14 protein-coding genes are annotated in these 22,747 nt (G+C 72.9%); 10 read left to right on the top strand and 4 right to left on the bottom strand.

All coding sequences use genetic code 11. The annotated features are described in order from the left end of the window. Window positions 1–11 precede the first annotated feature (11 nt). Both ASD48_RS44555 and ASD48_RS35485 read left to right on the top strand, forming a co-directional pair. The gene (locus ASD48_RS44555; RefSeq protein ID WP_157880761.1) at window positions 12–188 is read left to right on the top strand and encodes a hypothetical protein; all 177 of its coding nucleotides are present in this window, start codon (window positions 12–14) and stop codon (window positions 186–188) included. Window positions 189–217: 29 nt separating this feature from the next. Next, window positions 218–2,095 carry an HEXXH motif domain-containing protein gene (locus tag ASD48_RS35485; RefSeq protein WP_057605975.1) on the top strand — a complete coding sequence of 626 codons (1,878 nt, stop codon included), beginning with the start codon at window positions 218–220 and terminating at the stop codon, window positions 2,093–2,095. 60 nt (window positions 2,096–2,155) lie between these two features. On the opposite strand, the gene fxsT is transcribed toward ASD48_RS35485, so the two are convergent. Both fxsT and ASD48_RS35475 read right to left on the bottom strand, forming a co-directional pair. Continuing rightward, the gene (gene fxsT, locus ASD48_RS35480; RefSeq protein WP_199876117.1) at window positions 2,156–6,043 is read right to left on the bottom strand and encodes an FxSxx-COOH system tetratricopeptide repeat protein; all 3,888 of its coding nucleotides are present in this window, start codon (window positions 6,041–6,043) and stop codon (window positions 2,156–2,158) included. A gap of 129 nt (window positions 6,044–6,172) precedes the next feature. Continuing rightward, window positions 6,173–7,633 carry a hypothetical protein gene (locus ASD48_RS35475; protein WP_157880759.1) on the bottom strand — a complete coding sequence of 487 codons (1,461 nt, stop codon included), beginning with the start codon at window positions 7,631–7,633 and terminating at the stop codon, window positions 6,173–6,175. A 790-nt stretch (window positions 7,634–8,423) separates the two neighbouring features. Here ASD48_RS35475 and ASD48_RS35470 point away from each other — a divergent pair. Further along, on the top strand, window positions 8,424–9,920 hold the full coding sequence (locus ASD48_RS35470) for an MFS transporter (RefSeq protein ID WP_063887533.1): 1,497 nt from the start codon (window positions 8,424–8,426) through the stop codon (window positions 9,918–9,920). Between the two features lie 111 nt (window positions 9,921–10,031). Here ASD48_RS35470 and ASD48_RS35465 read toward each other — a convergent pair whose 3' ends face one another. Beyond that, window positions 10,032–10,868: an IclR family transcriptional regulator gene (locus ASD48_RS35465; protein ID WP_242432826.1), complete on the bottom strand. Its 837-nt coding sequence runs from the start codon at window positions 10,866–10,868 to the stop codon at window positions 10,032–10,034. A gap of 203 nt (window positions 10,869–11,071) precedes the next feature. On the opposite strand from ASD48_RS35465, the gene ASD48_RS35460 reads away from it, so the two are divergent. The 6 genes from ASD48_RS35460 to ASD48_RS35435 all read left to right on the top strand — a co-directional run bounded on the left by ASD48_RS35460 (window position 11,072) and on the right by ASD48_RS35435 (window position 18,959). After that, window positions 11,072–11,620: a quercetin 2,3-dioxygenase gene (locus ASD48_RS35460; RefSeq protein ID WP_057605971.1), complete on the top strand. Its 549-nt coding sequence runs from the start codon at window positions 11,072–11,074 to the stop codon at window positions 11,618–11,620. Between the two features lie 181 nt (window positions 11,621–11,801). Further along, window positions 11,802–12,665: an alpha/beta hydrolase gene (locus ASD48_RS35455; RefSeq protein WP_057605970.1), complete on the top strand. Its 864-nt coding sequence runs from the start codon at window positions 11,802–11,804 to the stop codon at window positions 12,663–12,665. A 27-nt stretch (window positions 12,666–12,692) separates the two neighbouring features. Then, window positions 12,693–15,497: a glycoside hydrolase family 78 protein gene (locus ASD48_RS35450; protein WP_057605969.1), complete on the top strand. Its 2,805-nt coding sequence runs from the start codon at window positions 12,693–12,695 to the stop codon at window positions 15,495–15,497. Continuing rightward, window positions 15,494–16,447 (top strand): dioxygenase, encoded by a 954-nt coding sequence (locus ASD48_RS35445; RefSeq protein WP_242432825.1) that lies wholly within the window; start codon window positions 15,494–15,496, stop codon window positions 16,445–16,447. Before ASD48_RS35450 ends, ASD48_RS35445 begins: the two co-directional genes overlap by 4 nt. Then, entirely contained in the window at window positions 16,444–17,301 is an 858-nt protein-coding gene (locus ASD48_RS35440; RefSeq protein WP_057605968.1) for a fumarylacetoacetate hydrolase family protein, read from the top strand. The genes ASD48_RS35445 and ASD48_RS35440 overlap by 4 nt, the downstream gene beginning before the upstream one ends. Continuing rightward, window positions 17,298–18,959 (top strand): FAD-dependent monooxygenase, encoded by a 1,662-nt coding sequence (locus ASD48_RS35435; RefSeq protein WP_057605967.1) that lies wholly within the window; start codon window positions 17,298–17,300, stop codon window positions 18,957–18,959. The genes ASD48_RS35440 and ASD48_RS35435 overlap by 4 nt, the downstream gene beginning before the upstream one ends. 76 nt (window positions 18,960–19,035) lie before the next feature. Here ASD48_RS35435 and ASD48_RS35430 read toward each other — a convergent pair whose 3' ends face one another. Continuing rightward, window positions 19,036–20,175 carry an SGNH/GDSL hydrolase family protein gene (locus ASD48_RS35430; RefSeq protein ID WP_057605966.1) on the bottom strand — a complete coding sequence of 380 codons (1,140 nt, stop codon included), beginning with the start codon at window positions 20,173–20,175 and terminating at the stop codon, window positions 19,036–19,038. A 287-nt stretch (window positions 20,176–20,462) separates the two neighbouring features. On the opposite strand from ASD48_RS35430, the gene ASD48_RS35425 reads away from it, so the two are divergent. Beyond that, a complete protein-coding gene (locus ASD48_RS35425) occupies window positions 20,463–22,676 on the top strand; it encodes an MMPL family transporter (RefSeq protein WP_057605965.1) in 2,214 nt (737 codons plus the stop codon). The last annotated feature ends 71 nt before the right edge of the window (window positions 22,677–22,747 follow it).

Raw genomic sequence — 22,747 nt, 5'->3', positions numbered from 1 at the left:
CCAGGCCGTTCATGGATCAGCCGATGGCCGCCGTCGAGTCCGATCTGGTAGACCTCACGGGGGTATCACTCGAGATGTTGCGCAACCTCGACGGCTCGACGGTAGCCCCGTCCCTCGCCGGCATCCTGCTCAAGCTCGACAATCCGCAGGCAAGCACGAGCGACTTCAACCCCTCGCACGACGACTGACCCTTCCCACGCCGCAAGGGACCTCGACGATGCCGGGTGACCGTCCCGTCCTGCCGCGCCACCGGGTTCCGGCCCGGAGCCTGATCGCCCTCGCCGAGGGAGAGGGCGACGACGGCGTCCTCGATCTGCTGGCCTCGGCCGAACGAAGCCGAAGGCTTCTGCTCCTGCGCACTCTGGACGACATGACGTCGGACGCCGACGCGCCTGACCGCCTCGGCCCACTCCCGCTCACCGGGGCCTGGGAGCTCCTGACGCGAGCTCAGAAGACCGACCCCGCAGCGTTCGACACTCTCCTGATGTATCCGCAGACGGGCATGTGGCTGTCGTCGGCCCTGCGCCGCCTGCGGGGCACCGAGGGAGGGACGACGCCTCGGTGGATCGTTCTCGGTCACCTGTCCGCCGTCGCTGCCGCGGCCGGAGTCCGGGCGGGCCTGGACTTCGCCATCGATGTGCCGGTGCGTCACGGGTACGCCCTGTTGCCCACCCTGGGGGCCGCCGAGGTGGCGGGCGGGCAGCCATGGACGACCGTGCCGGTGCGTTCGCAGGAGGGGCGCGCCTGGATCGAGACCCCGCGCGGCCCCGTGCGGTGCGCTCCGCACGCCGACCGGAGCAACCCGGGGTGGCACCCGCTGCGCTGGGTCCGGGCAGGGCACGGTGAAAGCGAACTCGCCCTGGCCCTCGACGACTTGGATCCCTACAGGATCGACTCCCACCGCAGTCGGCCGGCCAGGCTGCCCGACCACCGGGTCCTGCGATGGCAGAAGATCCTGGAGGACAGCTGGGCGGTACTTCTGCGGGACGATCCGCGGACCGCCAGGGCCATGCGCCGGGGACTGACGTCCGTCAGCCCCGTCGAGGCGGCCGAGCGATTCCGGCCGCGCAGTGCCTCCGGCGGGGACGCCTTCGGCAACATCCTGGTATCCGAACCGGACGACGCGGTCCAGTTGGCGGCCACCCTGGTGCACGAGTTCCAGCACACCAAGCTGAGCGGCCTCCTGCACCTCGCACCGCTCTACGTGGCCGACGCGGCCCAGCACGACGAGCGGCTGTACGCCCCTTGGCGTGACGATCCCCGGCCGGTGGGAGGACTGCTTCAGGGGATCTACGCCTTCGCCGGCGTCACCCGGTTCTGGCGCTCCCATCGCCGATCCGCAGTCGGCCGGGCGGCCGACGCCGGGCACTTCGAGTTCGCCCTGTGGCGCTCACAGGTGTGGTCCGCCCTCGAATCCGTGCGTGATCACTGGCGACTGACCCCGCTGGGCCTGCGGTTCCTCGGCATCCTGCGTGATCGGTGCGCCGCGTGGACCGACGAGCCGGTACCCGACGCACCACGGGCACTGGCTGATCTGTGCGCGATCAACCACCGTTCCCGCTGGCGCGCCCACCACCTGCGCCCGGCCCCGCAATGGACCGACGAGGCCGTGGCCGGCTGGCTCCGCGGAGCGAACGGACCGAGCGGCCCGAGCGGCCCCCCGGCGTCCCACGACGCCGGAACCCTGCTGGTGCCGGACCGGGCCGCGCGGCACCTGGACAGCCTCGCGATCCTGGTCAGGCACCGCCTCTACGACACGGCCGTGTCCGGTGCCCTGAGCTCGCACCCGGCCGAGGCCGCACGCCACGTGGAGGGAGCCCTCGAGGGCGACGCACTGCTCGCCGCCGGGAAACCCGGCGCAGCGCGCCGTTCCTACCTCGCCCATCTGTCCGAGGCCCCGGACAGTGCCGCGGCCTGGGCGGGCCTCGGTGGAGCGCTCGCCGCCGAGGGGGTGGAGCCGGCCGCGGCAGGCCTGCTGACACGGCGTCCCGAACAGGTGCTGGCGGTTCAGCGTGCCCTGGTGTCCCGTTCGGGCCGAGCCGCCGATCCGGTACGCCTGGCGGCCTGGCTGGGCCAGGCCCGCAGGGACGGCTGACGGGTCGGGCGCGAACGGGGCGCCCATGGCCCGGTCGCGTTCGCACGGCTCGCGCAGCCCCTACAGGGGCATGGGGTCGATCGCGCAGTTGGCGCGTTCCCGGTTCTCCGCCTGCCGGGTGGCGGGGTGCGGAGCCGCGCTCGGTGAGCGGAGCCGGGGCGCGTCCAGGACGGTCCGGAGCCGCTCCACCGTCCGTGCCAGCAGATCCTCGCCGACGTCCGCACCCTCGGCGCCCGTCGCGATCTGGTCCAGTGCCAGGTTCGTCGCGCACGCCAGCGTGGTCGGGTGATCGGGACCGAGGGCCGCGCGGCACCGTTCCAGCGTGACCTCCCCCAGTCCCCGGGCCTCGGCCTCCGCACCCAGCGCGCTCAGGTCACTGGCCAGGTTGATCGCGCAGGCGAGCGTCATCGGATGGTCCGCGGCCAGCCGCTCCGTCAGCCGGGACAGCGCGTTCTCATCCAGTCTCCTGGCCTGCTCGGCCCGGCCGAGCAACCTCAGGGTCACGGCCAGGTCGACGTCGGCGGCCAGGGCATGGGGATGGGACGAATTGAACAGGCTCCGGTACCGTTCACAGGCTTCCGTGCCGAGCGTGAGGGCGGTGTCGAGGTCGTCGTTCTGACGCTCCGACACCGAGAGGGCGAGCGCCGCGTCCAAAGACCGCGGATGGGTGTCGCCGTACCGCCTGGTGAACTGCTGGAACGACTCGCGGGCGAGTTCCAGCGCGGCCTCGTGGTCCCCCTCCTTCCGGCAGGCCTCACTGAGCTGCTTCATGGCCTGGACCGTCGCGGGATTGGTGGCGCCGAAGACGATCCGGTTGGCGTCGAAGACCGCTTGCTGCAGCGAGCGCGCCCGGACGTAGTCACCGGTCTCCCGCACGTCGATCGCGATGCCGGCCTGGGTGACGAGTGCTTGCTGGTGATCCGAACCGAACAGCTGCACCTTCAGAGTGTGCGTGCGCTGGTCCAGTTCCAGCGCGCGGGTGAAGCGACCGGTCAGCCGCAGACTCACGGCGAGATTGTGGGCCGTGTAGAGCGTCACCGGGTCGTCCTCGCCGTAGAACCGCCGGGCGCGCTCGTGGACACGGGAGTCCAGTTCCTCGCCGGCCGCGAATTCGCCGAGGGCTCGTCGAACCGCCGCGACCAGGTTCAGCGCCTCGATGGCGTCTTCGCGGTCGTCCTCGCCGTCCGGCGGAGACGTGGTCTCGTAGATCTCCTGCAGTCGCTCCGACAGCACTCTCGCGTCCTCGTGGCGGCCTGTCCTGAGGTAGACGAAGCACAGCCACCAGGCCATCCTGCGGGTTGCCGTGTCCTGCGCCCCGTACAGCTCCTGCCAGGTGGTCCACGTCTGCTCGCAGAAATCTACGGCGATCTCCCAGTCGCCCCAGAAGTAGAGGTACTTGGCGATGTTCATCACGAGTTCGCGCACCCACAACTGGTCGGATCTGATCGCCTGCGACGCGACCACGTGCCCGTACAGTTCCGCGTAGCGGGGCCAGTTGCCCGGCTGGGTGGGTTCCTTGGGATCGGCGGCCGCCATGAGCATGTGGGCGCCGACGCGCATGAGTTCCCGCTCCTCGGGGGTCATGCGGTTGATCAGTACGGCCTGCACCAGTCGATGCATCTCCACGGAGTTCGTCCGGTGGTCGATGCGGGCCAACGAATACCGGTTGATCTCCCGGAGGGCTCGGGCCAGCCGGATGGGGTCGTTGAGCGCATGGTCCAGTTCGGGAACGATGCTGCCGCCACCGAGCCCGGAGAAGATCGCGCGCGAGATGGGACCGGGAGCGAAGTACGAGCACAGCTGGAGCAACCGGAGCGCCGCCACACTGCGCGTCTCGACGTGGTCGAGCGACACGTTCCAGGCCGCGGCCACCGGCAGCTGGTAGTCCAGGGGCGGGGAGACTTCGAGGAGTTCGGAACGCTTGCTCTCGAAGAGCCGCAGGTATTCGGCGACGGGCATCCCCGTCTCGGACCGCCAGGCGGCCGCCTGCTCGAGCGCGAGCGGCAGGTCGCCCAGGGCTTCGGCGAGCCGGTCGGCCTCGTCCTCCTCGATGGGCGCCCCGTCGCGGCGGAGCAGCTCCTTGCTCTCCTCCCGGGTGAACACATCGACCTCCAGTGAGCCGCCGACCAGGCTCCACCGGCGATTGCGCGAGGTCACCAGAATGGTGCCGCTGCCTCCCGTAGGGAAGTAGTGCCTCACCCGCTCGGGACTTTCGGCATTGTCGAAGATGAGCAGCCAGCGCGCATAGGGCCGTCCCTCACGCAGCGCCTCTCGAACGGCCGGTCCGGCGATGTTCGCTTCCGAAGACGTTTTGAGACCGAGCCTATTGGCGAGTTCGACCAATGACTGACCTATCTGGCCGGGCCGTTCGGCGGGGATCCACCAGACCAAATCGTATTCCGCCTGGTGACGGTAGGCGTACTCGATGGCCAACTGTGTCTTGCCGACGCCACCCATGCCGTGCAGCGCTTCGGGCAGCACGGTGGTGGTGCCTTCCCGCAACCGCCTGGCCAGCAGTTCCAACAGGTCTTTGCGACCGGTGAAATTCGGATTACGTGGCGGGATATTGCCCCACACACGGGGGGTCGAGACGTTTCCCTCGTCCGCCGGAGGCAAGGGCGGGACAGCCATGCCTGACTCTCCTTCCGAGAGCGCCGCAGGCAGTTCTGGGCGATTCGCCCGGTCTGACTTCACAGCGGAGACCGCATCGTACTGCTCGAACGCGTTGAGCACACTGGCAAGCATTTCGGCGCGTTCGAGGAATGGCCCGGACAGCGCCTGGAGGGCGTGGAGTTCGACGCGAAGGAAGGGAATGCTGCGCGAGGTGGTGATCGGCACGGCCGTACTGTCCAGCGCCTCGGAGACGGGCGGCAGCAGCGGAACCTCCGTCGAATCCCCGGAGTTGTCCAGCATTCTGCGCACATCGCGCAGCACACGAATCGTGTCGGTGCGGCGGCCGAGTGCCAGCAGTTCCTCGCGTACACCCGGGGTGAAGGCGAAGGCGATGTCGGCCCGGCCGTCGCCGGCTCCCGCGACCGGGCCGACCAGCCCGCTCATCAGCAGTTCGCTCAGGTGAACCGGTCCGGCGCCGGGGGTCTGCTCGATGAGCATGCGGACGACGGGCAGCGTCAAAGGGGCTGCCGCGAGCTGCGTGGCAAGAGTGAACGCGGTGGGCGAAGCCGCGGCCCGCAGGTCCGAGACCTGCTCCTGGGCGGACCTGACAGCGGGTTGCTCCTGCCTGTCCATGTCCGCGGGGTCCTGCCCGGACTCCGCGGAACCCGTGCCCACCACCGCGGCCGACATCTGCAGCGCACCGCCCCCCGCGTTGCGCACCAGCTGGGACCAGGCCTCCATCCAGCGCTCGGTGAACTCGAGGACGGGCACGGCCACCCCGTCGGGTTCCGTGCCGTCCTCGCCCTCCGCGGTCTCGAAGGAGACCTCCCGCCGTTGCCAGACGTACCGGCTGTTCGGACTCCACGCCGCGGGGGCCTGGATCTGTAAGTGCGCGACTCTCAACCCGCCGCGGAACCAGAGGGGTTGTGGCAGCAGATGGACGATCGCCGCCGGCCCGCGGGTCAGCCGGGCCGGCAGAGCGAGCAGGGAAGAGCCGTACCGCCATCCTGCCGCCAGCCCGTCCGTGACCACCAGCACCATCCTGGGCCGGTTCCCAGCGGCGGCGGGCAGCGGTTCCAAACGGGCGCCTCCTCCGGCGCGTGTGTCGGAGCCGAGCAGGCGTACGGTCTCGATCCGGCCGAACGGGCTCGCGGAGCGCAGGTCGTGGAGGGCCTCATCCAGGGCGTCCTGCCAGACCCGCATCGTGGGGTGGGCATCGACCACCAGGAGCAGGTCGCCGACCGGTGACGAGCCGTCGGGCCCGGCGAGCACCCGCAACGGCCTGAAGGGGGATCCCGCCCCGGTCGGCCGACCCGCCCCGTTGTCAGAACCCATGGCGGTTCTATACCGGGGAGCGGACGACGGCCGGCGGACGCGGGCACGCGCGGGGCCTGTGTGCGGAAGATGCATCCACCTCCTCAGGTTTGCAGCCGAGTCATGAGGACGCAAGACACCGCGGCCGGGTCAGGGAGCGTGGTGGGACCTCTGCAGACCCGGCTGGTGCTCCGGGTCGTCCAGCAGGATCGCCAGGTGCCTGCCGACATGGGCCTCCCAACGGCCCGGCCCGAGTGCGAGGGCCTCGGTGCGCAGCCGCGCGACCCGGTCCGCGAGGCTGGCGAGCCCGCGGTCCTGCACCATCTCGCTGACGGCTTCCTTGAACGCCGGATCGGCGCAGTCCCGGCGATGCCAGATCATCAACGGTACGCCGGAGCGCAGGCCGACGAGGAACTCCTGCCGGTCCGCCTCCTCGGCGCCGCCGGGTGGCGCGCTCAGGATCAGACACACCGCATGCTGATCCTCCTTGAGTTCCCGCTCCAGATGGAAGTAGTAACTGGGCCCGTCGGCGGGACGGCTCCAGTACGAGTGGCTGTCGGCCGGCTGCTCGCTCAGCCGACGCCACTTGTTGCGCCACGGCCGGTGCCAGGCCGTTCTGCGCAGGCGGTCGAGGCTTCGCAGAAGCACCATGTAGTCCATGACCAGGGGTGTCGGCAGGGACGAGGACGATTCCTTGTGCCACCACTCGACCGGCTCGTTGAGCAGTTCCCAGGGCAGGATGAACTCCAGAACGATCGGTTGGGTCAGATCGACCCACCTCTCCTCGGTCCTCTCGATCAGCCGCTCGACCTCGACCGGCAGCTCGTCCCGGTGCAGGTGCCGGGTCTCGCCCTGTACCGGATGCCAGCCCGCGCTGTCGGACTGGTGCCAGTGAGACAGGTAGTAGCGTTCCGGGTCCAGGCCGTCCGGCTCGAACTGGATGATGAGATACGCGGGGACCAGCGAGGGATCCCAGTCGTCCGTCTGCGTGTCAAGTCCCCACTCGTACTGCCGCGACCGGCGCCAGCGACGCAGTTCCTCGGCCTCCTCGATACGCCCGTCCATCGCGAGCTGATCGGCGATCAGGGCGAGAAAGGCCAGACTGGGGGACGCCTCGCCCTGAGCCGAGTTCTCGCCGGCCAGCCGGAGGAACACCTGCCAGCCCGAATCGCACCATGAGGGCAGTTCCTGGACGCGTGACCGGCTGGCGCGTCGGGCCAGCGCGTTGAGTCCGGGCGGGCCCACGGATTCCAGCGCGGGCCGCAGCCTGCGCAGGTCCACACCGGAGAAGAACGCCGAAGCCTCCCACTCCTCGAGCAGCCGCCACAGAGCGGTGACCGCGGTGCTCTCCTGCTCGACGTACCGCAACGCCCGCGCCAGACAGGGAAGCCCGTCGGGGAGGTGCGCACACCGCTCGACCAGATTCAGCAGCCACGGACGCAGCGCCTCGCCGGTCAGTGGCTCCACGAAAACGTCCAGCTCCTCCGACAGATACGTGGTCCACAGATGGCGGCTGCCGGAGAGGCGGAGGGTGGCCGCCGACTGGAGCACGTCGACGATCTCGGCCATGAGTTCGTTGCGGATACGCGCCGGATGGCGATCCTCCACCACGCAGTTGCCCCCCGATAGCCACCGTGCCGCGCACGACCGCCCGTTTCCCCAACCGCTTCCAGCGTAGAGGTGGCGACGGCCGAACGGCAGACAGTGCGCCGCTCAGTGAGCATGCCGACGAGCGGCGACGCCTCGTCGCGAGCACCGAGGACGCGGCGGGCCGGGACCGGCGGCCGGGGCTGATGGCAGGGGCGGGTGGCCGGGGCTGATGGCAGGGGCGGGTGGCCGGGGCTGATGGCAGGGGCGGGTGGCCGGGGCGGATGGCAGGGGCGGGTGGCCGGGGCGGATGGCAAGGCGCGCTGCGCCGCCCCGTCTCCCTCACACAGGCCGCGAAGCGTCGGCGTCGCCTCCCCCGACGGGCTGCGCGCGGGCCGCGCACGGGGCGTCGGCGTCGCCTCCCCCGACGGGCCGCGCACGGGCCACGCACGGGGCCCGCCCCGGGTCGCCGCCCGGTCGCGTACACGCCGCTCGGGCCGCTCGGCCACCTGTCGGCTCGCGTCTCCGCCCGTCGTCGTGGCCTCGGACGGCAGGGACTCGGCAGCCGGGGCCCGGCTCCGGGCGCTCCGCCGCAGGACCGTCGGCCGTGCGATGCGGCCCGCACCGGATCATGACGCGCACATGGCCCGCACGTTTCGGTCGTGTGCCATTCAATGGAAATCTGCCTGGTGGCCAGGGCGGAGGGCCCTCATTCTTGCCGCACGCCTCGTGGGGGGGGCCGACCGCGATGTGTCGGACCTGCCGTTCCCGGGCGTTCTGCCCTTCCCGCCCGGCTCGCGAAAGGAGCGGCTGCGTGACATCGACGTCTGCAAGCCCCTCGCTCACGGCATCGTCCGCCCGGACCTCCGAACGCTGGAACCGCCGTCTGGTGGCCTTGCTGGTGGCCCTGATCTGGCCGACGCAGCTGCTGGCCGTCGCCGGCATCGTCACGGCCAACACGACGGCCGACATCGCGCAACGCTTCCACACCACCCAGGTCGCCTGGTTCTCGTTGATCGTCACCATGGTCTCGACCCTGCTCATCCCGTTCGTCATCAAGGCCGGTGACCGGTACGGGCGGCGGCGGATCATGCTCGCCATGATCGGTCTCGGGGTCGTCGGCGACATCGTCGCGGCCATGGCGGGCAGCTTCTGGCTGCTGCTGGTCGGCCGGGGCATCGCCGCCTGCTACGCACCGTTCGCCGCCCTGTCCTTCCCTGCCGTGCGTGACCTCTTCCCGGCCCGGATGGTGAAGCAGGCCAGCGCGATCCTCGGCGGCAGCATGGGTCTGGTGGGTGTGGTGGGGCCGCTGCTCGCCGGCTGGCTGATCGACGCCGGGGGGTACCGGGCCGCGCTGTGGTTCATCGCCGGGGCGACCGCGGTGGCGTTCGCGCTGGTGGCCCTGCTGGTGCCCGAGACCCCGCGGCACGACTTCCAGAACGGCTTCGACTGGCTGGGCGGCATGCTGCTCGGCGGTGGTCTGACGGCCGTGGTGTACGCGGTCGGCCAGGCAGGGAGCTGGGGCTGGACGAGCGGTGCGACCCTCGGCTGGACGGCCGGCGGGCTGCTGGCGCTCGTGGCCTTCGTCCTCGTCGAGCGCGGCAGCGCCCATCCGATCCTCGATCTGCGCGTGCTCGGCCGGCGGCCGGTCGCGCTGACCGTCAGCGCCGCGGCCGTGGGGCAGGCCACCGCGCTGGCGATGGCCTCCATGGGCATCCTGCTGGCCCTCTACCCCGCGATCCCGGGGGTCTCCGACGGACTGGGCTGGACCAGCACCCACAACGCGCGGATCGGCCTGACCTGGAACCTGGTCATGCTGGGCACCGGATTCGCCGCCGGCCGCCTGCTGCGCAAGGCCGACGCCCGCCTGCTGTGGGGGATCGGACTGGGGCTGGCCGCGGCGGGATACGGGCTGATGGGCCTCTTCCACGCGAATGCCACCGAGCTCGTCCTGACGGCGTGTCTGGCCAACCTCGGCACCGGCCTCATCGTGTCCATCGCTCCCGTGCTGGTCCTCGGCGTGGTCTCGGTGGAGGAGCAGGGGCAGGGCAGCGGCCTGATGCAGATGTTCTTCAACTTCTTCGGCACCGTCGTACCCGCCGTGTGCTTCGCCGTCCTCGCCGCGCACAGCACGGTCCTCAAGGGCACCGCGTTCTACCTGGACGGGGGCTACACCTGGGTGTTCTGGACCGGAGCGCTGATCCTGCTGGCGGCGCTGGCGGTGTCCCTGTTCATCCCGGCACTGCGGGATCCGGAGAGTGACCCGGAGAGCGACCCGGAAAGCGACCCGGCCCCGGCCCCCGCCGCCTGACCGCACCACACCACACCGCGCCACACCGCGACAGCACCGCCACCGTCGCCCCCCGCCGAGTCCCCCGGCGGGGGGCGGCGCCGTCGCCTCGCGGGGGCCGCGCTCACGGCCTCATTGCTGCCGGCGAAGGCCGCCCCGCGCCGGAGCCGGCGGGGCCGTGACGGCGCCGAGGCTGCGGGACAGGGCCCGGGCCGTGGCACGCAGGGCCGGGGCGAGCACGCGGGGCTCCGCGTGTCCGGCGGGCACGACGACCGAGAGCGCCGCGACGACCTCGCCGTCGGCCCCGCGCACGGGTGCCGCCACGGCGTGCAGCGGGACGGGCTCCGCGCGGTTGACGACGGCCACCCCGGTGCTGCGGATCTCGGCGAGGGACCGCCGCAGCGCGGCGGAGGAGAGCGGTACGCCCTCGGGCTCGTGCGTCAGGGCCTGCCCGAGTATCCCGTCCTGGAAGTCGGGTTCGGCGTAGGCCAGCAGCACCAGACCGACGCCCGTGGAGTGCAGCGGCAGCCGGCCGCCCACCCGGTACAGCACGTCGATGGCGGTGTGGGCCGACAGCCGCTCGACGAGCAGCGCGTCCGTGCCGTCCCGTACGGCCAGCAGGACGTGCTGGTGGGTCGCCTCGTACAGGTCCTCCATGTACGGCAGTGCCACCCTGCGCAGTCCGTGCGCGCGCGGCGCGAGCGAGGCCACCTCCCACAGCCGCAGGCCCACGACGTAGCGGCCGTCGGCGTCCCGCTCCAGAGCGCCCCAGTGCACGAGTCGCCGGGCCAGGCGTAGCGTCGTACTCGGCGGCGTGTCCGTGACGCGGCTCAGTTCGGCGAGCGACAGCGAGCGGCGGTCCTCGGAGAAGGCCGTGAGCAGCGCGAACGCACGGTCGATCACCGGCTCGCCCTGCGGCGGCCGGCGTCCCCGGCCGGCGGCACGGGGCGCGTGCGCGTCGTTGGTCACCCGTGCAGTGTGACCCAACCGGCGACCGGAAGCACGTTGCGTCCAGGTTTCGATCGCGTGCCATTCAATGGAATTCCGCCTGGTGGGACGAGGCGGCGGACTCCATCCTTTACGGCACCCGTCCGCATGGCCCCGGCCTTGCGGCCCCACCTCGACGGGTTGCCCGCCTCGGGCAGAGCCGACCAGATTTCCGAGGAGACCCCATGACTGCGGAGTTCGCCCAGAGCGGCGGTGCGAAGCGCCTCGCCCTGCCGGGGAAGCCGGTGCCCTTCTTCCTGGAAGCCGGGGAGGGGGAGCGATCCCACCTGTTCGACGCCCTCATCACCGTCGTGCTCAGCAAGGACGAGACCGGCGGCCAGTTCGGCCTGTTCACCTACGCCGCTCCCAAGGGAGACGCGATCCCCACCCACAGCCACGCCGACGTGCACGAGACCTTCTATCTGCTGTCCGGCCGCGCCCGGGTGTGGATCCAGGACGGCGACGGGGAGACGTACGAGAAGCTCCTGAAGCCCGGCGACTTCGGCTACGTGCCCGCCGGCTGTCTGCACACCTTCCGGGTCGAGGCGGACGACACGAAGATCATGGGCGCGTCCAGCGGCGGCTTCGAGCGGTTCTTCGGGGAGGCGGGCACCCGCACGGACTCGCCGGAGCTTCCGCACCCGCCCTACATCCCCTCCCACGAGCAGCTGGCCCGGGTCGCCCGTGAGCACCGGCAGGAGTTCCGGTTCGACCTCCGTCCCCTGGACGGCTGACATGGCGGCCCCGAACGCTTCTCCCCTCCCGGCTTCTCCCCTCTCGGCTTCTCCCCTCTCGGCTTCTCCCCTTCCGGGTTCTCCCCTCCCGGCTTCTCCCCTCCCGGCTTCTCCTCTTCCCGCAACCGCGCTTCCCGCATCGCCCCTCCCGGCCGAACAGACCACGCCCGCGGGCACCCGCGTGCTCCGGGGGGTCGAGTACGGCTCGCCGCCCGGATTCCGGCCGCTGCTGCTCGACCTGTACCGCCCCGCGCGCGACCCGGAGCACCCGGCCCCGGTGGTCGTCTTCCTGCACGGCGGCGGCTGGCGGATCGGACGCCGGGACCAGTTCGGCCCGGCCTTCGCCGGGTGGCAGGCCGGACCGTTCGACCGGCTCGTCCGAGCGGGCTTCGCGGTCGCCTCCCTCGACTACCGGCTCAGCGGCGAGGCCGTCTTCCCGGCCCAGCTGCACGACGGCAAGGCCGCGCTGCGCTGGCTGCGCGCGCACGCCGACGAGCTGGGGCTCGACGCCGGACGGGTCGTGCTGTGGGGCGAGTCGGCGGGCGGTCATCTCGCGGCCCTGCTCGCGCTGACCGACGGCAGGCCCGAGTGGGAGGGCGACGTCGGCGAGCCCGGTCCGGGCGTGACCGTCGCCGGGGTCGTCGACTGGTACGGGCCCGCGGACCTGCGCACCATGCAGCGCCAGTCCCGGCCCGACGCGGTGAGCTCCCCGGACGCCGCGGACTCCAGGGAGGCGCTGCTCATCGGCGCACCGGTGCCCCAGGCGCCGGAACGCGCCGCCGCGGCGAGCCCGGTGAGTCATGTGTCCGCCGCCGCCCCGCCGTTCCTGCTCGCCCACGGCACCGCCGACCGGTTCGTCCCCAGCGGGCAGAGCGAACAGCTCGCCACCGCCCTGCGCGCCCACGGGTGCCGGGTGCGCCTGCATCTGATCGACGGCGCGGATCACCTCTGGGCCGGGCTGCCCGATCCGGAGCCCGTGTTCGCCGAAGCCCTGGAGTTCGCCATCCAGGTCTGCGGTCCCCTCGGGCTTCCCGCCCCGGCCTGACTCCCCCTCGAACGTTTGGTCACCTGTATGAACGCCGCTCCCACCTGTCTGCGTGCCGACGAGCTGGAACAGCCGCTGGGCCTCGGCAACCGCCGCCCCCGGCTGTCCTGGTGGCTGCCGCCCGGCTCGCGCGAGCAGTTCGCGTACCGCGTCGGCACGAGCACGGGCTGGGACTCCGGCCGTGTCGACTCCGCCGACAGCACGCACGTGCCGTACGGGGGGCCACCGCCCGGCTCCGGGGAACGGATCACCTGGCGGGTCAAGGTGTGGACCGACCTCGGCGAGAGCGCGTGGTCGCCGGAGGCCTGGTTCGAGACCGGCCTGCTGGATCCCGCCGACTGGCAGGCCCGGTGGATCGAACCCGTCGAACCAGTCGAACCCGCCGAACCCGATGCCCCCATTGCACCCGGCGGGCCTTACGGACCCGGAGTGCCTGACAGGCCCCGCGAATCCGGCGGACCCGGCGTGCCCGGCGGACCCGGCGTGCCCGGCCGTCCCGGTGTCCCGCCCGCCGGGCAGCGGCCCGCTCCGCTGCTGCGCACCGCGTTCACCGCGGGCTCCCCGGTCCGGCGGGCCCGGCTCTACGCCACGGCGCAGGGTCTCTACGAGGTCTTCCTCAACGGGGAGCGGGTCGGGGACGCCGAGCTGACACCGGGGTTCACGCAGTACGACGTACATCTCCAGGTGCAGGCGTACGACGTGACGGAGCTGCTGCGGGAGGGCGAGAACGTGCTGGGGGCGGTGCTCTCCGACGGCTGGTTCCGCGGGCAGGTGGGGGTCACCCGGGCCCACGACCAGTGGGGCGAGCGGGTCTCGTTCCTGGCGCAGCTGCACCTCGAACACGCCGACGGCACCACGTCCGTCGTGTGCACCGACCGGCACTGGCACTGGTCTCCCGGGCCGGTGGTGGCCGCCGACCTGATCGCGGGGCAGTCCACCGACCTGCGCCGCACCCCCGTCGGCTGGGACCGGCCGGGGTACGACGACTCGGCGTGGACGCCGGTGGAGGTCGCCGACCACGGACATGCCGGGCTGGTCGCCTCACCCGCCCCGCCCGTGCGGCGCGTCGAGGAACTCGCCCCGGTCTCGGTGACCCGCCCGCGCCCCGACCGGCAGGTCTTCGACCTCGGCCAGAACATCAACGGCTGGGTGCGGCTGACCGACCTCGGTCCGGCGGACACCCGCCTCACCCTCACGCACGGCGAGTCCCTGGGCCCGGACGGCGATGTGACGACGGATCACCTGCGTGTGGACATGCCGTTCCTGCCCGAGCCGCTCCCGGCCGGCCAGGTCGACCGGGTCGTCTCGGCCGGCCGGCCCGGCGAGGCGTTCGAGCCGCGGCACACCACGCACGGCTTCCGCTACGTCCGTGTCGAGGGTCATCCCGGCGAGCTGACCGCCGACGACCTGCGCGGTGTGGTCGTCCACACCGACCTGCGGCGGACCGGCTGGTTCGACTGTGACGACGAGCGGATCGAGCGGCTGCACGAGGCCGCCCGGTGGGGTCTGCGCGGCAACGTCTGCGACATCCCCACGGACTGTCCCACCCGCGAACGCGCCGGCTGGACCGGGGACTGGCAGCTGTTCGTGCCGACCGCCGCCTTCCTCTACGACGTGTCGGGCTTCTCGGCGAAGTGGCTGCGCGACGTCGCCGCCGACCAGTGGCCGGACGGCACCGTCGCCAACATCTCGCCCGCCTGCCGCACCGAGGGGCCCAAGGGGCCGGTGGCGCAGCTCAACGGCTCGGCCGGCTGGGGCGACGCGGTGGTCATCGTGCCCTGGCAGCTGTACCTGGCCTACGGCGACCCGGGGATCCTGGAGGAGCTGTGGCCCGCCATGACCGCCTGGCTCGGCCGGGTCGAACGGGCCGCCCGCGAGGAACGGCACCCGGACCGGATCCGGCGTTCCCCCCGTCCGGCGCCGCACGAGCGGTACCTGTGGGACACCGGGTTCCACTGGGGCGAGTGGCTCGTGCCCGGTGAGAAGGTCGGTGACCTGGCGGCGTACGCGGCCCTGGACAAGGCGGACGTCGCCACCGCCTACTACGCCCACTCCACCCGGCTGGCGGCGCGCATCGCCCGCGTCCTGGGCCGCGACGAGGACGCCGACCGCTACCGGGAACTGAGCGAGCGGGTGCGTGCGGCCTGGCGCACGGAGTTCATCGCGGCCGACGGCTCGCTGCGCCCGGACACCCAGGCCCACCACGTGCGGGCGCTCGCCTTCGACCTGGTCCCGGCCGGACTGCGGGCCCAAACCGCCGCACGGCTGGTGGAACTCGTCCGCGCCGCGGACACGCATCTCGGCACCGGCTTCCTCGCCACCCCGGACCTGCTGCCGGTGCTCGCCGACTCCGGACACCTGCACGTCGCGTACGAGCTGCTGCTCCAGGACACCGCCCCGTCCTGGCTCCACATGATCGACCGGGGCGCGACGACCATCTGGGAGCACTGGGACGGCGTCGGCGCGGACGGCACCGCGCACGACTCCCTCAACCACTACTCGAAGGGCGCGGTCGTCTCCTTCCTGCACCGCTGCACGGCCGGGATCAGGCCCGACGAGGACGCTCCGGGCTACCGCCGCTTCACCGTGGCGCCCCGCCCCGGCGGGGGCCTGACCCGGGCGCGGGCCGAACACCACTCGCCGTACGGGCCGGTCCGCTCGTCCTGGCACATCGACGACGGCCGCTTCCACCTCGCCGTCACGGTGCCGCCCGGCACCACCGCGCAGGTCGTCCTGCCCGACGGCGCCCGGCACCAGGCCGGGGCCGGCACCCACACCTACGGCTGTGCGGCACCGGACGCCGCCCTGACGCCCACGGGAGCGACCCCATGACCGACACCACCGGACCGGCCCGACACGCCCCCGCGCAAGGGTCCGTGCCCCCCGGCTCCGCCCTCGGCGCCCCGCCGGACGCCCTGCTGCGGCAGGTCCTGTCCACCGTCCGGGGCGACGACGAGCGGCTGCGGGAGCTGATCGGCGGCCTCGTGAGCCATCTGCACGCCTTCGTGCGGGAGACCCGGCCCTCCGAGGACGAGTGGCTGCGCGCGCTGGACTTCCTGGTCCGCACGGGCCGGGCCTGCACCGAACGCCGCAACGAGTTCATCCTGCTCTCCGACATGCTGGGCCTGACCTCGGCGGTGGACGAGGTCAACCACACGGGCCCGGCCACCATGACGCCCAGCTCGGTCGAGGGCCCCTTCCACTCGCCGGCGCCGCCCCGCGCGATGGGGGCCTGGATCGCCGAGGGCCCCGAACTGCGGCGCGGGGAGCGGGCCGTGGTGCACGGCCGGATCACCGACTGCGACGGCGGTCCGCTGGCCGGCGCCGTGCTGGACGTCTGGCAGGCGAACGACACGGGTCTGTACGACAGCCAGGACGACGAGCAGCCCGACGGCAACCTGCGCGGTCTGTTCACCACGGGGCCCGACGGCGCCTACTGGTTCCGTACGGTCAAGCCCGCCAGCTACCCGGTGCCGACCGACGGCCCGGTGGGCGAGCTGCTGCGGGCGCTCGGCCGTCACCCCATGCGCCCCGCCCATGTCCACCTGCGGGTGGAGGCCGCCGGGCACCGGTCGCTCACCACCCATGTGTTCGCCGCCGATGACCCCTACCTCGGCTCCGACGCGGCGTTCGCCGTCAAGGACGCGCTCGTCGCGCCGTTCGCACCGGGCGACGAGGACACGGCGCGTCGGTTCGGCATGGACGGACCGTTCCTGGCGGCCGAGTTCGACATCCGTCTGGCCGCGGCACCCGCGGAGGAAACAGGAGGCACGCGCGCATGAAGCTCGTCGGCATGGTGGATCCGGGCCGGGAACCGGGCCGCAGGCGGATCGTGATCGGCGTCGTCGTGGACGATCGGGTCACCCCGCTCACGGACGTGGACGACTTCTACGCGGACCTCCCGCACTGGCTGGAGCGGGCTCGCGCGGTCCGCCACGGCACGGTCCCGCTGGCGGAGGTGTCCCTGGCCCCGCCGGTACCGGCGTCGGCGCGGGTGCTGTGCGTGGGTCTCAACTACCGTGCGCACGCGGCCGAGGGCGGCTTCCGGGCACCCGAGCACCCCACCGTGTTCGGCCGCTGGACGGCCTCCCTGTCGGTGGACGGCGTACCGGCCCCGGTGCCCGCGAACGAGCCGGGCCTGGACTGGGAGGGCGAGGTCGCGGCGGTCGTCGGTGCCCGGCTGTGCGACGCCGGGGAACAGGAGGCCGAGGCCGCCGTCCTCGGCTACGCCGTCTTCAACGACCTCACCGCCCGCACCGCGCAGAAGCTCACCGCCCAGTGGACGCTGGGCAAGAACGCCGATCGCAGCGGCCCGATCGGGACACTCGTCACCGCCGACGAGGCGGGCAGCCTCTCCGACGGGCTGCGCCTGGTCACCCGCGTCAACGGGGAGGTCATGCAGGACGGGAACACCCGCGACATGATCTTCGGGGTGTCCGAGCTGCTGTCGCGGATCAGCGCGACCCTGACCCTGCACCCGGGCGACATCGTCGCCACCGGCACCCCGGAGGGCGTCGGCTACGTCCGTACGCCGCCCCGGCTGCTGCGCTCCGGTGACGTCGTCGAGGTGGAGGTCGACCGGCTCGGGACGCTGCGTACGCCCGTCACCGACGCTTCCGCGAGGTCCGGCGCGTGACCGGGACGACCGTCCAGGTACTGATCGCCGGCGGAGGGCCGTCCGGTCTCGCCGCGGCGGTCGAGCTCGGCCGCCGCGGCATCGCCGCCGTGCTCGTCGAACCGCGCACCACCGTCGACGACGACCGGCCGCGGGCCAAGACCACCAGCATCCGCACCATGGAGCACTTCCGCCGCTGGGGCCTGGCCGACCGCCTGCGCGCGGCCGCCCCGCTGCCCGTGGCCTGGTCCCAGGACGTCATCTTCTGCACCGCGCTCCTCGGCACCGAACTGACCCGGTTCCGCAACGTGTTCGGGTTGTACGACGGCCGCGACGAGCGCTGGGCGGAGCCGGGCCAGCAGGTTCCGCAGCCGGTCGTCGAGCGGGTCCTGCGCGCGGCGGTGGCCGAACTGCCCTCGGTCACCTGCCTGACCGGCCACCGGGTCACCGCCGTCGAGCAGGACGAACACGCCGTGCGCGCCACGGTCACCGCCGCCGACGGCTCCGTCCGTGTGCTGACGGCCCGCTATCTGCTGGGCTGTGACGGCGGCGGCGGAGTCAGCCGGCAGGCCGTCGGAGCGGTCTACGCCGGCTCGTCCGGCGAGCGGCCCAACCTCAGCGTCGTCTTCCGGGCGCCGGGCCTCGGCGAGGCGGTCGGTCTGGACCGGGCGGTGCAGTACTGGGTGGTGAGCCCCGAGGCCTCCGGTCTCATGGGCCGTCTCGACCTGGACGACCGGTGGTGGGCCATCGTCCAGCGGACCGACCCCGACCGTCCGGTGGCGCCCGAGGCGCTGATACGCGCTCTCGTCGGCGCCGGGCATGCCGGGCCCGTGGAGGTGGTCGCCACCGATCCCTGGACCGCCCGCATGCTCCTGGTGGACCGCTACCGGCGCGGCCGTGTCTTCCTGGTGGGCGACGCCGCCCATCTGAACCCCCCGTGGGGCGGGCACGGCTTCAACACGTGTGTCGGCGACGCGGTGGACATCGGCTGGAAACTCGCCGCGGTCCTCCAGGGCTGGGGCGGCGAGGAGCTGCTGGACACCTATCAGACCGAGCGGCGCCCGGTGGCTCGGCGGATCATCGCCGGCAGCGCCGCCCAGGACAGGCTGCTCGCCCCGTCCTTCGCCGACCCCGCACTCCTCGGGGACACGCCCGAGGCCGGTCGCCGCCGGGCGCGGACCGCGGCCGCCCTCCAGGCCAAGGCGGACGAGTTCCACAGCGAGGGCCTCGTCCTCGGCCAGCACTACGCCGCGTCCCCCGTCGTCGTCGACGACGGCTCCGCCGTCCCGCCCCTGGTGCCGCGCAGCTATCACGGCCTGTCCTTCCCGGGCGCCCGGCTGCCGCACAGCTGGCTGCCCGACGGCCGTTCCCTGTACGACCTGCTCGGCGACGGTCTGACGCTGCTCCTCCTGGCCGGCGACCGGGAGCCCGGCCGCGCCGCCTTCGCCAGGGAGGCGGCGGCCCGGGGCATTCCCCTCACCACCGTCGACCTGACCGGCCTGGCCCCGCGCGAACGCTACGGCGCGCCGATGCTGCTGATCCGGCCCGACCAGCACATCGCGTGGCGGGGCGCGGACGGCGCACGGGCCGGGGACGTGCTCGATGTCGTGCGCGGCGCCGCGCCGACGCGTCGGCCACGCCCGGAACCCGACACCGACGCCCCCCGGCCGCGGGCGTAGGTGTCGCCGCCGTAGGGGCACGCGCGGGGCGCAGGCGCACGCGGCGAGCGGGTCACGGTGCGGTCCGACTCGGGGGTCACCCGAACGCGCCCGCCCTGCCGAAGGCGAGGGGCAGGAAGCGCTCGGCCATGCGCGCGTAGCCGGCCGCGTTCGGGTGCAGGCCGTCGGGCAGATCGGCCACGTCACCGGGCCCGAACAGGGTGGTGCCGTCGATGAGGTGCAGCCGGTCGTCACCGTCCTTGCGGCGCTGCCCCACATGCTCGCTCAGCAACGCGCGGATGCGGGTGAGCGTGAGGGCGCCGAAGGCGAGTTCGGCGGGACGGTCGGCGGTGTGGACCATTCCGTCGGGGCCCACCAGCGTGGGCCCGGGCCGCTGTTCGGCGGCCGGGCAGACGATGGGGCTGATGACCAGGACCGGCGTGGACGGGTGCCCGTCGCGGATCGTGTCGAGGAAGCCGTGGAAGGCCGGGACGAAGGCGCGTTCCCGCATGCTGTCGGCGTTGTGGACGTTGATGCCCAGTTCGAGGCTGATCGCGCTCGCGGGCAGGTCGCGGACGGCGCGGGCCATGAAGGGGTCGAGCTGGCACTGCCCGCCGAGGCCGAGGTTGACCAGGGACCGGCCGGCCGAGCGGGCCACGGCGGCCGGCCAGGTGGAGGTCGGCCGGTCCGCGTCCGAGCACTGGCTGATGGAGCTGCCGTAGTGCACCCACAGCGGACCGCTCGCCGGAGCCGGACGCACCGACGCCCCGTCCGGGACGCGGACGTCGATCAGCGTGACGGCCGGGGTGACGGGCAGCCAGATCTCCACGCGTCGTTCGGCTGCCCGCGGACCGATGGGGAAGCGCACGGTCGCGGGCCCGGCCGGTCCGGCCTCCAGCGAGCCGTCGGCGGGATCGAAGAAGACCGGGCTCTGTCGCGTCGCCACCACCGGCTCGCGCAGTTCACCGTCGACCACCAGGTCGAAGACGCTGCCGGAGGACGGCATGCCCACGGGAAGGAGCACCGTCAGCCGGGCGTCGAGCTCGATCTCGGTGGCGTCCGTGAGCATCTCCAGCCGCACTCCGGAGGGCACCGCGCTGTTGAAGTCGAACGCCCGGTCGGCCAGCCGCGCCCGTCCCGTGTCCGGGGAACGGTGCAGGGTGACTCCGGTCGTGTCGGTGGTCTTCCCGAGCGCGCCGACGGCACAGTCGAGCGCGCGGTCGAGTACGGAATACATGCGAGGACCTCTCGGCGGCACAGGTCAGGTCAGGTCAGGTCAGGTCAGGTCAGGTCAGTCGTAGTCCTCTGTCCGGCATTCGTCGCGTAATGCGTCGCGTCGGTCCACGAACGGTCGACGGCCTCCTTCCCGAGCGGTAGGCGCGGGTCCTCCTGGAGGAGGACGGCGCAGCGTCGGCTCCTGCACCGGCACCAAGCGGGAGTGCCCGCACGGGCACGATGCCCCGGAGCGCCCCCGCGAGCCAGTCTGGTCGTCCACCCGAACCCAGACCTGGAGATCCGTTTCCCGTGGCTACCTTGCTCTACCGGATGGGCCGGACCGCCTTCCAGCGGCGCTGGCTCGTGACGCTGCTCTGGGCGGTGATCCTCGGTGCCGTCGGACTCGGCGCCGCCAAGGCTCCCGCCGCCTCCGACGACGGCACCTCCTTCATGCCCGGCATCGAGGCGCAGAAGGCGTTCGACCTGATCGGAGAGCGGTTCCCCGGCTCGGACGCCGACGGTGCCGACGCGCGGATCGTGTTCGTCGCTCCCGACGGTCAGCGGGTGACCGCGGCCCGCCACCGCGCCGCCGTCGACGCACTGGTGACCGAGGCCGCCGACGAGCCGCGGGTCGCGAGTGCCGTGAGCCCGTTCGTGGCGGGCGCGGTGAGCGAGGACGGCTCGACCGCCTACGCCACGGTGACCTACGAGGTGAAGGCCGACGACCTCACCGACGCCGACAGGGCGGCCCTCGAGAAGGCCGTCGACAAGGCCCGCGCCTCCGGCCTCACGGTCGAGGTCGGAGGCACCGCACTCGCGACCCGGCCCGCGGCGGGCGGCTCCTCGGAGGCCATCGGCATCGTCCTCGCCGCCGTGGTCCTGCTGATCACCTTCGGCTCCCTGGCGGCCGCCGGCCTGCCGCTGCTCACCGCCGTCATCGGCATCGGCATCAGCATGGCGTCCGTCATGGCCCTCGGCAGCGCCTTCGGGCTGTCGGCGACCACCGGCACGCTCGCCACGATGCTGGGCCTCGCGGTCGGCATCGACTACGCCCTGTTCGTGGTCTCCCGCTACCGGGAGGAACGCGCGGGCGGCCACGCCCCGCGCGAGGCGACCGCACTCGCCGTCGGCACGGCCGGATCCGCCGTGGTCTTCGCCGGTCTCACCGTGGTCATCGCGCTGGCCGGCCTGTCGGTGGTCGGCGTTCCGATGCTGACCAAGATGGGCCTGTGCGCCGCGGGCGCCGTGGTCGTCGCCGTCCTGATCGCTCTCACCCTCGTGCCCGCCCTGCTCGGCATGTGGCCCGAGGCCGTCCTGTCCCGCGCCGCGCGCAGGGCCGGCCGGGCGGCCGGGCCCGCCGGCAACGGCGGTTCGCGGTGGGCGCGCTTCGTGCTGCGCCGCCCGGCCGCCGTGCTGGTCACGTGTGTCGCGGGCCTCGGCGTACTGGCGCTGCCCGCCACACGTCTGGAGCTGGGCATGCCGGGAGACGAGTCCAAGCCGCTCTCGTCGACGGAACGACGCGCCTACGACGCGCTCGCGGACGGCTTCGGCGCGGGCTTCAACGGGCCGCTGACGATCGTCGCGGACGTCAGGGACGCGGCCGGACCGAAGGCGGCCGCGCAGTCGATCGCCCGGGAGATCGGCGCGACCCGCGGGGTCGTGTCCGTCTCCGCGCCGCGGTTCGACGAGGCCGGTGACACCGCGCTGTTCTCGGCGGTCCCGGCCGCCGGCCCGAACACCGAGGACACCAAGAGCCTGGTCAGGGCCATCCGCGCGGAACGGCCCGGTCTAGAACGGGAGACGGGGGCGACCTTCGAGGTCACCGGCAGCACCGCGATGAACATCGACGTGGCGCAGGCCCTTCAGGACGCGCTCGTCCCCTACCTGGCCGTCATCGTCGTCCTGGCGCTGCTCCTGCTGCTGGTGGTCTTCCGGTCCGTGCTGGTTCCCGTCAAGGCCGCCTTCGGGTTCCTGCTGTCGGTGCTGGCCGCTCTCGGCGCGGTCGTGGCGGTCTTCCAGTGGGGCTGGGGCGCGGAACTGCTGGGGGTGGAGCAGACCGGTCCGGTCATGAGCCTGATGCCGATCTTCCTGGTGGGCATCGTCTTCGGCCTGGCGATGGACTACGAGGTGTTCCTGGTGGCCCGGATGCGGGAGGCGTACGTCCACGGGGACCGGGCTCCGCAGGCGGTCGTGACCGGTTTCCGGCACAGCGCGCGGGTGGTCGCCGCCGCCGCGGTGATCATGATCGCGGTCTTCTCCGGATTCGTCGGCGCCGCCGAGTCGATGATCAAGACCATCGGTTTCGGTCTGGCCGTCGCCGTGCTGTTCGACGCCTTCGTCGTCCGCATGGCGCTCGTCCCCGCCGTGCTGGCCCTGCTCGGCGACCGGGCGTGGTGGCTGCCCGGGTGGCTCGACCGGCTGCTGCCTCGGGTCGACGTCGAGGGCGTGGGGCTCACCGTGCCGCCGGTGCCCGCCGCACGGGTGGGGGGCGAGCCCGCGCCGCAGGAACCGGCCCGCACCTGAGGTCAGGCCCCGGGCGGGTCCCCCGTGGGCCCGGAGCTCTTCCCCCACCCGCCCCCGGCCGCGGCGCCGGG

The sequence above is a fragment of the Streptomyces sp. Root1310 genome, from assembly GCF_001426425.1.
In the GTDB taxonomy this organism is placed as follows: domain Bacteria; phylum Actinomycetota; class Actinomycetes; order Streptomycetales; family Streptomycetaceae; genus Streptomyces.
Note: the sequence above shows the minus strand (reverse complement) of the source record. Positions and strands in the feature narration are given on the sequence as shown.